We start from the raw sequence: 12,328 nt of genomic DNA, 5'->3' as shown, positions 1-12,328 counted from the left end.
GGCGCCCGTCCGGGGCCGCGCCCCGGCGGTGCCCCCGGCGCGGGCGGTCCGCGCCCGAACCCGGGCGGCATGCCGCCGCGTCCCGGTGGCGGCGGCGGTGGCGGTCCGCGTCCGAGCCCGATGAGCATGCCGTCCTCGCGGCCGGCGAGCTCGCCGGGGCGCGGCGGTCCCGGTGGCGGCGGCCGTGGTCCCGGTGGCGGCGGTGGCCGTCCCGGCGGCGGTGGCGGTCGTCCCGGCGGCGGCGGTCGTCCCGGTGGCGGCGGCGGCTTCGGCGGCCCCCGCGCGGGCGGCGGTCCCGGTGGTGGCGGCGGTGGTCGTCCCGGCGGTTTCGGTCCCCGTCCCGGTGGCGGCGGTCCGCGCGGCCGCGGCGGCACGCAGGGCGCCTTCGGCCGTCCCGGCGGCCGTCCGGGCCGTGCCCGCAAGTCGAAGCGCGCGCGTCGTCAAGAGTTCGAGAACATGCAGGCGCCCGCCGCCGGTGGCGTTTCGGCGCCGCGCGGCAACGGCCGGACCATCCGGCTGCCGCAGGGCGCGACGCTGACCGACTTCGCCGAGAAGATCGGCGCCAACCCGGCGTCGCTCGTGGCGATCATGATGCACCTCGGCAAGATGGTCACCGCCACGCAGTCGGTGGACACCGACGACCTGCAGCTGCTCGGGGCCGAGCTGGACTTCGACGTCCAGGTCGTCAGCCCCGAGGACGAGGACCGCGCGCTGCTGGAGTCGTTCGACATCGAGTACGGCGAGGACGAGGGCGACGAGGGCAACCTCCAGTCCCGTCCGCCGGTGGTCACCGTCATGGGTCACGTCGACCACGGCAAGACCAAGCTGCTGGACGCCATCCGCAACGCCAACGTGGTCGCGGGCGAGGCCGGCGGCATCACCCAGCACATCGGCGCCTACCAGGTCGAGACCGTGGTGGACGGCGAGGACCGCAAGATCACCTTCATCGACACCCCGGGTCACGAGGCGTTCTCCGCCATGCGCGCCCGCGGTGCCGACACCACCGACCTGGTGGTGCTGGTGGTCGCGGCCGACGACGGCGTCAAGCCGCAGACCACCGAGGCGATCGACCACGCGACCGCGGCCGGCGTGCCGATCGTGGTGGCGGTCAACAAGATCGACAAGGAGGGCGCGGACCCGCAGCGCGTGCGGGCCCAGCTCACCGAGTACGGTCTGGTCGCCGAGGAGTTCGGCGGCACCACGCAGTTCGTCGACGTGTCGGCCCGCGAGGGCCTCAACATCGACGGCCTGCTGGAGTCGATCGTGCTGACCGCCGACGCCGAGCTGGAGCTGGTGGCCAACCCCGACATGCCCGCCCAGGGCTCGGCCATCGAGGCCCACCTGGACAAGGGCCGGGGCGCCGTGGCGACCGTGCTGGTGCAGCGCGGCACGCTGCGGGTCGGCGACTCCATCGTCTGCGGCGTGGCCCACGGCCGCGTCCGGGCGATGCACGACGAGAACGGCAACCTCGTCGAGGAGGCGGAGCCGTCCCGCCCGGTGCTGGTGCTCGGCCTCACCGCCGTGCCCGGCGCGGGCGACAACTTCCTGGTCGTCGACGACGACCGGGTGGCCCGCCAGATCGCCGACAAGCGCACCGCGCGCAAGCGCAACGCCGAGCTGCTCAAGAGCCGCAAGTCCAGCTCGCTGGAAGAGCTGTTCAAGGACCTGGAGCGCGGCGAGCGGGACGAGCTGCTGCTCATCCTCAAGGGCGACGTGTCCGGTTCGGTGGAGGCGCTGGAGGACTCGCTCCTCAAGATCGACGTGGGCGACGAGGTCAGCCTGCGGGTCATCCGCCGCGGTGTCGGCGCGATCACGCAGAACGACGTCAACCTGTCGCTGGCGTCCGAGGGCGCGGTCATCATCGGCTTCAACGTGCGGCCCGAGCGCAACGCGCAGGAGATGGCCGACCGCGAGGGCGTGGACATCCGGTACTACTCGGTCATCTACCAGGCGATCGAGGAGGTCGAGGCGGCCCTCAAGGGCATGCTGAAGCCGGAGTTCGAGGAGGCCCAGCTGGGCACCGCCGAGGTCCGCGAGATCTTCAAGGTGCCGCGGATCGGCAACGTGGCGGGCTCGATGGTCACCTCCGGTGTCATCCAGCGCAACGCCAAGGCCCGCATCGTCCGCGACGGCGTCGTGGTCTCCGACAACCTCACGGTGTCGTCGCTGCGCCGCTTCAAGGACGACGCCACCGAGGTCCGCGAGGGCTTCGAGTGCGGTATCGGTGTCGGCTACAACGACATCAAGCTCGGTGACACCATCGAGTGCTTCGAGATGCGGGAGAAGCCCCGCGACTGAGGCGACCGGTAGGGGCGGCCCCGTCGAGGAGACGACGCGGGGCCGTCCCGCCGTCCCTGTCCCGGCCGCGCCGGGGCGGTAAAGCAGTGCCATGACGCCAGGTTGATCTTCTAACCTGGCGTCATGTCGTGTCGGCGGCCGGGGGACGGGTACCCCGGGGCCAGCGGCCCCGGACGGGAACACCCCGCCCGGCCGCCGTCGTTCCATTCCAGAGAAACCCGAGGTGATCGACCAGGTGTACGTGGGTGCGCTGACGCTGGACCTGCTGCTGGGGGACGTCCGCTCGCTGAAGCAGAAGCGGTCGGTGGTCCGGCCGATCGTCGCCGAGGTGCGCAAGCGCTTCCCCGGCGTCGCGGTCGCCGAGACCGGGGACAACGACCTGCACCGCAGGGCCGAGATCGGCGTGGCGGTGGTGGCGGGCAGCGCCGCCAACGCCACCGACGTGCTGGACCAGTGCGAGCGGCTGGTGGCCGGTCGCCCCGAGATCGAGCTGCTGTCGGCGCGGCGGCGGCTCTTCAACGACGAGGACTGACCTCCTCGCGCGAACCATAGAAAGGGAGTGCGATCGTGGTGGACGCAGCACGGGCGCGTAAGCTCGCCGACCGCATCCAGCAGATCGTGGCCGAGATGCTGGAGCGGCGGATCAAGGACCCGCGGCTCGGCTTCGTGACCGTGACCGACACCCGCATCACCAACGACCTGCGCGACGCCACCGTCTACTACACGGTGTACGGCACCGAGGCCGAGCGCGCCGACAGCGCGGCGGCGCTGGAGAGCGCCAAGGGCGTCATCCGCTCGGAGGTCGGCAGGCAGACGGGGGTCCGGCACACGCCCAGCATCACCTTCGCCCTCGACTCCGTCATGGAGAACGTGCAGCACATCGACGAGCTGCTCGCCCAGGCGCGCGCCAGGGACGCCGAGGTGGCTAAGGCCGCGCAGACCGCGACCCCGGCCGGGGACGCCAACCCCTACAAGGAGCCGGGCGAGGCGGCGGGCGACGAGGATGACGACGACGGCGCCGGCGAGGCCGACGCCGCGGGGCGTACCTCCTCATGACCGTCCCGGTGGCGCGGCGCGATCCGGGCCCCCGGGACGACCGGTGGCCCGGTCTGGACTGGGCCGGCGCACTGGAGCTGGTCGACGCCGCCGACGAGATCTGCCTGGCCTGCCACATCGTGCCCGACGGCGACGCGCTCGGCTCGATGCTGGCGCTCGCCCAGGTGCTGCGCGGCCAGGGCAAGCGGGTGCTGGCCTCGTTCGGCGAGCCGTACACGGTCCCGGCCAGCCTGCGGTTCCTGCCCGGCCAGGAGCTTCTGGTGGAGCCGGGGCTGCTGCCGGCCGCGCCGGAACTGATGATCACGCTGGACGCGGCCGGGCCGGACCGGCTCGGCTCACTGGCGGCCAACGCGGGCCGCGCCCGCGCGCTGCTGGTGGTCGACCACCACGCCTCGGGCGGCGGCTTCGGCACCGTGCGGCTGGTGGACCCGGCCGCGGCCGCCACCGCCGTGCTGGTGGACGAGCTGATCCGGCGGCTGGGCGCGCCGCTGACCGGCGACGTGGCGCAGTGCCTGTACGCGGGGCTGGCCAGCGACACCGGCTCGTTCAAGTACCCCTGCACCACCTCGCAGGACCACGACCTGGCGGGCCGCCTGCTCAAGGCCGGGGTGCGCCCCGACACCGTCAGCCGCGAGTTGTGGGACCGCGCCCCGTTCGGCTACCTCCAGGTGCTGGCGGGCGCGCTGGCGCGGGCGCGGCTGGAGCGCGACGCGGCGGGCGGGCTCGGCCTGGTCTGGACGACCATCGGCCGCGCCGACCGCGACGCGCGGGGCGTGCCCTACGACCAGCTCGAAGGGGTCATCGACCAGCTCCGCCGCACCGACGAGGCCGAGGTCTCGGTGGTGTGCAAGCAGACCGACGAGAACGACTGGTACGTGTCCATCCGCTCCAAGGGGCACATCGACGTCGGGTCGGCGTGCGTGGAGCTGGGCGGCGGCGGCCACAGCACGGCCGCGGCGTTCACCGCGAGCGGCGACCCGTCCGACATCATCGACCGGTTGCGCGCCGTCCTGCGGGCGCCCGGCAGCGAACGACCGGAGTGACCGCAGTGGTGGAATCAGGACTCGTCATCGTCGACAAGCCCGCCGACTGGACCTCCCACGACGTGGTGGGCAGGATGCGGCGGCTGGCCGGGACGCGCCGGGTCGGGCACGCCGGCACGCTCGACCCGATGGCGACCGGGGTGCTGGTGATCGGCGTGGAGAAGGCCACCCGGCTGCTGGGGCACCTGGCGCTGACCGAGAAGGGCTACGACGGCACGATCCGGCTCGGCCAGACCACCAACACCGACGACGCCGAGGGCGAGACCACCGCGACGGCGTCGGCGGCCCACGTCGCCGACGAGCAGATCACGGCCGGGATCGCGGCGCTGACCGGCCTCATCCAGCAGGTCCCGCCGCAGGTCAGCGCGATCAAGGTGAACGGCGAGCGCGCCTACAAGATGGCCCGCAAGGGGGAAGAGGTCGAGCTGAAGGCCCGGCCGGTCACGATCCACGAGTTCGAGATCACCGGCATCCGCCGAGAGGGCGGCCTGATCGACGTGGACGTGTCGGTGTCGTGCTCGTCGGGCACCTACATCCGGGCGCTGGCTCGCGACCTGGGCGCGGGCCTGGGCGTCGGCGGCCACCTGACCGCCCTGCGCCGCACCCGCGTCGGCCCCTACGACCTGGGCATGGCCCGCACGCTCGACCAGCTCGCCGAGCGGACGGAGATCCTGCCGATCGGCGAGGCGGTCACGGCGGCGTTCCCGCGCCGCGACGTGACCGAGGACGACGCCCGCAAGGTCCGGCACGGCGGGCGGCTGCCCGCCGCCGGGCTGGGGCCGGGCCCCGTCGGGGTGTTCGACCCCGACGGGACCCTGCTGGCGCTGGTGGAGGAGCAGGGCAAGGCCGCCAAGCCCCTGGCGGTCTTCGTCTCCTGAGGCCCAGAGCCTCCTAGGACCCGGCCGGGACCACGGTCGCGTTGACGGTCACCTCGCCCGCCTTGGCGAACCGCAACGTCAGCGGCACCGTGGTCCCCGCCTTGAGAGCGCGGGGCTTCATCAGCATCAGGTGCAGCCCGCCCTGCTCGAACTTCACCGTGCCCCTGGGCACCGGGACGCTCTTGACCGGCTCCATCTTCATCGTGCCGTCGCCCATCACCATGCGGTGCATCTCCACCGTCTCAGCGGCGGGGGAGGAGACCCCGACGAGGGTGTCGGGCAGGCCGGAGTTGGTCAGGGTGAAGTACCCGGCGGTCACGTCGGGGCTGGACGGCACGCGCACGCGGGCGTCGGTGACGCGCACCTCGGCGCGTCCCGCGTTCTCACCGGCGTTCTCCCTGGCCAGCAGCGCCTTGAGGTCGTTGGCCATGGCGGCGCTGCCGAACTGGTAGGGGAACATCAGCCGCCCGGCCCCGTCCGGCCCGTAGGTCATGACGTTGCTGCCGTGCGAGACGGGGTAGTTCCCCTTGGCGTCGGCGGGCGGCGGCGTGATCGACACCTTCGCGTCGGCGGCCGCCCGCTGGATGGTCTTCATCGGGCCGGTGAGCCCGACGAACGAGCGGTCGAAGCGGCCCAGGAAGTCCTTGAGCACCTTGGGGGTGTCGCGGCGCGGGTCGGCGGTCACGAACACCACCCGCACCCGGTCGCGCTCGGCCGGGGACAGCAGCGTCATCGCGCCCGCCGCGTCGGCCATGGTGGTGGGGCAGATGTCGGGGCAGTGGGTGTAACCGAAGAACAGCAGGGTCACCTTGCCCTCGGCGCGCCCGGCCAGGTCGTAGGGGCGGCCGTCGCCGTCGGTCAGCCGCACGTCGGGGATCTTGTACGAGGCGGGCAGCGCGGTGGCCTTGTAAGGGGACGCCGTGCGCCCGGCGGCCTCGGCCGCCGGGGCGGCGGGGTCCGGGTCGCCGCCGCAGGCCGCCGTGCCGAGCAGCACACCGGCCAGGCCCAGGGCGGCGAAGGTCGAAGTACGCATGCGGAACTCTCCACGAGTCGAAAGACGAGCCCCCGCCGCGGCGGGGGAGAGATCAGGAAGGCGTGGTGGAGAGCGCCGCGGGCGGCCCGCGGCTGATCAGGATGTGCCGCAGCGGAGCGTGGATCACCGGCCGGTCGGCGACCGGGACCGGGACGGCGGGACGGGCGGGAGGAGCGGTCGGGGCGAGGGCGTCGAACAACCCGCGCCAGGACGCCCCGGTCGCGGCGGCGACCCGCCGGGCCAGCCCCCAGACGGCCGCCTCGCCCCGGCGCAGCCACCAGGCGGCGACCAGGGCCGCGCCGAGGTGGGCCAGCGTCATGGCCGTCCCGCCCCGCGCGGACTCCTCGGCGAGCGGGACCCCCGCGTGGTGGACCGTGCCCGCCGTCGCCTGGGCGAACAGGACGTGCAGCCCGAACTGGGCGCCCAGCAGCGCGCCCAGGATCGTCCGGTAGGAGCGCTCGGCGCCCGCCAGGACCAGCGCCAGGCCCGTCACCAGCACGAACCCCAGCGCCACCGCGCCGCCCGGCACGTCGGTGCACGAGGCGTACGCGTGACCGGCGGTGGTCAGGGCCAGGCAGACCGTGGCGAAGACGACCGCGCGGGCGAGTCGGGTGAAGGGCTGATCGGGCATGAGCGGGCCCATCCTCCCATGGGGGCGGGGAGGAGCCGATCAGGGGCTACAGCGTGAAGTCGGCCCGGACGGCGTGGTGGTCGCTGCCCGGGGTGGGCACCGTGCCCGCGCCGACGGCGTCCACGCCCCGGAACAGGATGTGGTCGGGCCGGGCCACCGGGAACCGGGATGGCCAGGTGAAACCGAGCCCCGTCCCCGCGCTGCGCTGCGACTCCCGCAGGGGCGGCACCAGCGCGCCCAGCTTGCGGTCGGTGGTGGCGGTGTTCAGATCGCCCAGCACCAGCACCCGGCGGGCCCGGTCGGCGCGCACGACGGCGGCGAGCCGGTCCATGGTCGCGTCGCGCCCGCCGGTGCGGCCGGGCCGCGCCGAGCCGAGGTGGGCGACGTAGACGGCCAGGTCGCCCTTCGGGGTGGCGACCGTCGCGCGCAGCGCCCGGGGCCAGCCCAGCCCCAGCGGCACCACCTTCGCGCCGCGCAGCGGCCACCGGCTCCACAACCCGACGGTGCCCTTGACCACGTGGTGCGGGTAGACGCGGCTGAGCCGGGCCGGGTGGTCGCCGGAGGGCATCTCCTGGAGCGCCAGCAGATCGGCCTTGGTGCCGACCAGCGCGGCGGCGGTCGCGGCGGGGCTGGGGTTGTCGGCGTACATGTTCTGGCTGACCGCGCGCACGTCGTAGGAACCGCCGCCGCCCGGAAGGAAGGCGGTGCCGAACAGCGCCAGCCACACCACCGCCGGAAGCGCCGTCGCGACCAGGCCGAGCCGCGCCCGGCGGAGGGCGGCGGCCAGCAGCAACAGCGGGATCAGCAGGCCCACCCACGGCAGCGCGGTGTCGAGCAGGGTGCCCGCGTTGCCGGGCACCAGCCGGTGCCCGGCCAGCAGCGCCGCCAGCACCACGGCCGCGGCGGCGATGATCGCGCCGCGGCGGCCCGGGCGGGCGGAGGGGCGGTCCGGCGGCTGATCACCCCGGCTCAGCGGCCTGGTCTGGAGGGTCACGCGACGACGCTACCCGTGATCACCCGGTGCCCGGCACACCGCCGCGGGCCGCCGCCGCGGGCTACCGGCGAGTAGAATCCCGGGTGCGCCGTTCCGGTACCGGGAACCCCTCGGTCGTCGCGCCGGACGGCGCATGGCACTCTTGAGGGCGACACAAGACCGGGCAGGCAGTCCTACGCAGGGAGAGCATGGTGCGGCGCTGGCATGGCCTCGACGAGGTTCCCGCCGACTGGGGCAGGTCCGTGGTCACCATCGGCGTCTTCGACGGCGTGCACCGCGGGCACCGGCGCATCGTCGCCGCCGCCTGCGCGCAGGCCGCCGAGCGCGGGCTGCGGTCGGTGGCCGTCACCTTCGACCCGCACCCCGACGAGGTGGTCCGCCCCGGCACCCACCCGCCGCTGCTGACCGGCGCCCGGCGGCGGATCGAGCTGCTGGAGGGCCTCGGCACCGACGCGGTCGTGGTGGTGCCCTTCACTCTGGAGCTGTCGCAGACCCCGCCCGACGAGTTCGTCCGGCAGGTCCTGGTGGAGCGGCTGCACACCGCCCACGTCATCGTCGGCGAGGACTTCCGCTTCGGTCACAAGGCCAAGGGCGACGTCGCCCTGCTCCAGGAGTTGGGCGAGAAGTACGACTTCACCGCCGAGGGGGTGCCCCTGGTGGCCAACGGCGACACCATCTCCTCCACCTACGTGCGCGCCAAGCTGGAGTCCGGCGACGTCGAGGGCGCCGCGCACGCGCTGGGCCGCCCGCACCGCGTCGAGGGCGTGGTGGTGCGCGGCCACCAGCGCGGTCGCGCGCTGGGCTTCCCGACCGCCAACCTGGAGACCCTGCCGCACACCGCCATCCCGGCCGACGGCGTGTACGCGGGCTGGCTGGTCTGCGACTCCGACCGCTACCCGCAGGCCCGCTGGCCCGCGGCGATCTCCATCGGCACCAACCCCACCTTCGAGGGCGCGGGCGAGCGCACGGTGGAGGCGTACGCCCTGGACCGCGACGACCTCGACCTCTACGGCGAGCACATGGCGGTCGACTTCGAGGCGCGGATCCGCGACACCCTGAAGTTCGACTCGATCGAGTCCCTGGTCGAGGAGATGAACAACGACGTGGCCAAGGCGCGGCGGATCCTGGCCCCGTAGCGGCCCGGCCGGGAATAGCCGCCGGATCGGCGGACGTTCCTCCCCATATCCGCCCAGTTCCGCCCGAACGTGCGCCCCGGTATCAGGCCGCGGGGCCGCCCGGCCACGGCAGCGGAAAGAACTGATACGGTGAATAGTCGCCGGGATGGGCCCCGGCTCGGTGGACTGCACCCTCATGCGGTCCGCCACGATCCCTGACGCACCATGTAACGCACCATGCGGACCCGCGCGCCCACCGGGCCCGGACTCTGCGGGTGACGATCTCACTGAAGGAGCCTCGTGTCGCTCGACACCGCCACCAAGAACAAGATCATCGCTGAATACGCGACCACTGAGGGTGACACCGGATCCCCGGAGGTCCAGGTCGCGCTGCTCACCCGTCGGATCAACGATCTGACCGAGCACCTCAAGGAGCACAAGCACGACCACCACAGCCGTCGTGGTCTGCTGCTGCTGGTCGGCCGTCGCCGCCGGCTCCTGAAGTACCTCGCCAACAAGGACATCAACCGCTACCGCCAGCTGATCGAGCGTCTCGGTCTGCGCCGCTAGCGCGCTGGGGGAGCGGCCCGTCCGGGCCGCTCCCCCTCTTTTTACGGCCGCGCCGGTTTCACCGGCCGCACAGGTCGTATAACTGGAAACAAAGCCCCTCGTGGACACCGTCGGCTGCGGCCGGTCCTCGGTAGTGGCCTCCGGAACGCCCCCGCCCGACCGGCGGGACCGGCCGTCCCGGACGCTTCGATCGAAGACCGGCGCCACGCGAAGCCACGGGTAACGACCGCAGGGGGCACGTACTCGAAACCTGGAGGTTTCCGTGACCGATGCTCCGCGCATCGACGGTGCCCTGAGCACCGAAGCCGTGATCGACAACGGGTCGTTCGGCACCCGCACCATCCGCTTCGAGACCGGCCGCCTGGCCCGCCAGGCCGCGGGTTCGGCCGTCGCCTACCTCGACGACGAGACCATGGTGCTGTCGGCCACCACCGCGTCCAGGAAGCCCAAGGACAACCTGGACTTCTTCCCGCTGACGGTGGACGTCGAGGAGCGCATGTACGCCGCCGGGCGCATCCCCGGCTCGTTCTTCCGCCGCGAGGGCCGCCCCTCCGAGGACGCCATCCTCACCTGCCGCCTCATCGACCGCCCGCTGCGCCCGTCCTTCAAGAAGGGCCTGCGCAACGAGATCCAGGTCGTCGAGACGATCATGGCGCTGCACCCCGACGACCTGTACGACGTGGTGGCGATCAACGCCGCCTCCATGTCCACCCAGCTCGCCGGGCTGCCCTTCTCCGGCCCGATCGGCGGCGTGCGCGTCGCGCTGATCGACGGCCAGTGGATCGGCTTCCCGCGCCACTCCGAGCTGGAGCGCGCCACCTTCGACATGGTGGTGGCCGGCCGGATGCTGGCCGACGGCGACGTCGCGATCATGATGGTCGAGGCCGAGTCCACCCCCGGCACCCTGAAGCTCGTCGGCGAGGGCGCGACCGCCCCCACCGAGGAGGTCGTGGCCGAGGGCCTGGAGGCGGCCAAGCCGTTCATCAAGGTCCTGTGCGAGGCGCAGAGCGGCCTAGCGGCCGAGGCCGCCAAGCCCACCGCCGACTACCCGATCTTCCTCGACTACAACGACGACGCGCTGGAGGCGGTGACCGCCGCCGCCCGCGCCGAGCTGGCCGAGGCGCTCACCATCGCCGGCAAGCAGGACCGCGAGACCCGCATCGACGAGGTCAAGGCCGCCACCGCCGAGAAGCTGGCCGCCGACTTCGAGGGCCGCGACAAGGAGGTCTCGGCCGCCTTCCGCGCGCTGACCAAGAAGCTGGTCCGCGAGCGCGTGGTCAGCGACGGCGTCCGCATGGACGGCCGCGGCGTCAAGGACATCCGCCAGCTGAGCGCCGAGGCGCACGTGATCCCGCGGGTGCACGGCTCGGCGCTGTTCGAGCGCGGCGAGACCCAGATCCTGGGCGTCACCACGCTGAACATGCTCCGCATGGAGCAGATGATCGACACGCTGAACCCCGAGCGCACCAAGCGCTACATGCACAACTACAACTTCCCGCCCTACTCCACCGGCGAGACCGGCCGGGTGGGCTCGCCCAAGCGCCGCGAGATCGGCCACGGCGCGCTCGCCGAGCGCGCCCTGCTGCCGGTGCTGCCGACGCGCGAGGAGTTCCCCTACGCCATCCGCCAGGTGTCGGAGGCGCTGGGCTCCAACGGCTCGACCTCCATGGGCTCGGTCTGCGCCTCCACCATGTCGCTGATGGACGCGGGCGTCCCGCTGAAGCAGATGGTGGCCGGCATCGCCATGGGCCTCATCTTCGAGGGCGGCGAGTACGTCACGCTGACCGACATCCTGGGCGCCGAGGACGCGTTCGGCGACATGGACTTCAAGGTCGCCGGCACCCGCGACCTGATCACCGCGCTGCAGCTCGACACCAAGCTCGACGGCATCCCCGCCTCGGTGCTGGCCGCCGCGCTGAAGCAGGCCAAGGGCGCGCGCCTGGCGATCCTGGACGTGATGAACGAGGCCATCGAGGCGCCCGCCGAGATGTCGCCGTTCGCGCCGCGGATCATCACCATCAAGGTCCCGGTCGACAAGATCGGCGAGGTCATCGGCCCCAAGGGCAAGATGATCAACTCGATCCAGGACGACACCGGCGCCGACATCACCATCGAGGACGACGGCACCATCTACGTCGGCGCCACCGACGGCCCGTCGGCCGAGGCCGCGCGGCAGGCGATCAACGCGATCGCCAACCCGCACATGCCCGAGGTCGGCGAGCGCTACCTGGGCACCGTCGTCAAGACCACGACGTTCGGCGCGTTCGTGTCGCTGCTGCCCGGCAAGGACGGCCTGCTGCACGTCTCGCAGATCCGCAAGCTGCACGGCGGCGCCCGGATCGAGAACGTCGAGGACGTCATCAAGGTCGGCGAGAAGATCCAGGTCGAGGTCACCGAGATCGACCAGCGCGGCAAGTTGTCGCTGGTGCCGGTCGAGGTCGTCGACCGGGAGGCCGCCGCCAAGGAGGGCGGCGCCGACGCCGGAGCGGGCGACGCCCCGGCGCAGGCCGCCCCCGCCGCCGCCGAGGCCCGCTCCGAGGGCAAGGGCGAGGGCGACGACGAGGGCGACAAGCGCGCCCCGCGCCGCCGCCGCACCCGCCGCACCGGCGACGACTCCGGCCAGCGCAACTCCTGACCTGAGGTCGCGCGACCGACCGGCCTGCTCCCCTCGCGGGGCAGGCCGGTCGGCCCGTTTCCACCCCTCCGACAC

Annotated in this window: 11 protein-coding genes; 8 read left to right on the top strand and 3 right to left on the bottom strand. The window is 73.2% G+C overall.

The annotated features are described in order from the left end of the window. The 5 genes from infB to truB form a co-directional block, all read left to right on the top strand. Positions 1-2,298: translation initiation factor IF-2 (gene infB, locus AH6_RS28785; protein WP_083983565.1), on the top strand; the 2,298-nt coding region annotated here is incomplete at its 5' end. A 223-nt stretch (positions 2,299-2,521) separates the two neighbouring features. Further along, positions 2,522-2,830, top strand: coding sequence for a DUF503 domain-containing protein (locus tag AH6_RS28780; RefSeq protein ID WP_245679514.1), 309 nt, complete (start codon positions 2,522-2,524; stop codon positions 2,828-2,830). A gap of 35 nt (positions 2,831-2,865) precedes the next feature. Then, a complete protein-coding gene (rbfA, locus tag AH6_RS28775) occupies positions 2,866-3,354 on the top strand; it encodes a 30S ribosome-binding factor RbfA (protein WP_067486037.1) in 489 nt (162 codons plus the stop codon). Continuing rightward, complete coding sequence (locus tag AH6_RS28770; RefSeq protein WP_067486035.1) at positions 3,351-4,397, top strand: DHH family phosphoesterase; 1,047 nt, start codon at positions 3,351-3,353, stop codon at positions 4,395-4,397. The genes rbfA and AH6_RS28770 overlap by 4 nt, the downstream gene beginning before the upstream one ends. A gap of 5 nt (positions 4,398-4,402) precedes the next feature. Continuing rightward, positions 4,403-5,275: a tRNA pseudouridine(55) synthase TruB gene (gene truB, locus AH6_RS28765; protein WP_067486033.1), complete on the top strand. Its 873-nt coding sequence runs from the start codon at positions 4,403-4,405 to the stop codon at positions 5,273-5,275. A gap of 13 nt (positions 5,276-5,288) precedes the next feature. Here truB and AH6_RS28760 read toward each other — a convergent pair whose 3' ends face one another. The 3 genes from AH6_RS28760 to AH6_RS28750 are packed head-to-tail and all read right to left on the bottom strand — an operon-like array spanning position 5,289 to position 7,933. Then, complete coding sequence (locus tag AH6_RS28760) at positions 5,289-6,308, bottom strand: SCO family protein (RefSeq protein WP_067486032.1); 1,020 nt, start codon at positions 6,306-6,308, stop codon at positions 5,289-5,291. 52 nt (positions 6,309-6,360) lie between these two features. Beyond that, complete coding sequence (locus AH6_RS28755) at positions 6,361-6,939, bottom strand: hypothetical protein (RefSeq protein WP_067486031.1); 579 nt, start codon at positions 6,937-6,939, stop codon at positions 6,361-6,363. Between the two features lie 46 nt (positions 6,940-6,985). Continuing rightward, positions 6,986-7,933, bottom strand: coding sequence for an endonuclease/exonuclease/phosphatase family protein (locus AH6_RS28750; RefSeq protein WP_245679513.1), 948 nt, complete (start codon positions 7,931-7,933; stop codon positions 6,986-6,988). A 191-nt stretch (positions 7,934-8,124) separates the two neighbouring features. On the opposite strand from AH6_RS28750, the gene AH6_RS28745 reads away from it, so the two are divergent. The 3 genes from AH6_RS28745 to AH6_RS28735 all read left to right on the top strand — a co-directional run bounded on the left by AH6_RS28745 (position 8,125) and on the right by AH6_RS28735 (position 12,253). Further along, positions 8,125-9,069: a bifunctional riboflavin kinase/FAD synthetase gene (locus tag AH6_RS28745; protein ID WP_067486058.1), complete on the top strand. Its 945-nt coding sequence runs from the start codon at positions 8,125-8,127 to the stop codon at positions 9,067-9,069. A gap of 279 nt (positions 9,070-9,348) precedes the next feature. Then, positions 9,349-9,618, top strand: coding sequence for a 30S ribosomal protein S15 (rpsO, locus tag AH6_RS28740; RefSeq protein WP_030164035.1), 270 nt, complete (start codon positions 9,349-9,351; stop codon positions 9,616-9,618). A gap of 280 nt (positions 9,619-9,898) precedes the next feature. Continuing rightward, positions 9,899-12,253, top strand: coding sequence for a polyribonucleotide nucleotidyltransferase (locus AH6_RS28735; protein WP_067486056.1), 2,355 nt, complete (start codon positions 9,899-9,901; stop codon positions 12,251-12,253). Positions 12,254-12,328 lie beyond the last annotated feature (75 nt).

It is taken from the genome of Actinomadura hibisca NBRC 15177, assembly GCF_001552635.1.
In the GTDB taxonomy this organism is placed as follows: domain Bacteria; phylum Actinomycetota; class Actinomycetes; order Streptosporangiales; family Streptosporangiaceae; genus Spirillospora; species Spirillospora hibisca.
This window is presented reverse-complemented; position numbering and strand designations above follow the sequence as displayed.

What these genes read in the sequence shown, in the direction of transcription:
- AH6_RS28755 (WP_067486031.1), bottom strand. Translation starts at nt 6,939, where the DNA reads ATGCCCGATCAGCCCTTCACCCGACTCGCCCGCGCGGTCGTCTTCGCC.
- AH6_RS28760 (WP_067486032.1), bottom strand. Translation starts at nt 6,308, where the DNA reads ATGCGTACTTCGACCTTCGCCGCCCTGGGCCTGGCCGGTGTGCTGCTC.
- AH6_RS28770 (WP_067486035.1), top strand. Translation starts at nt 3,351, where the DNA reads ATGACCGTCCCGGTGGCGCGGCGCGATCCGGGCCCCCGGGACGACCGG.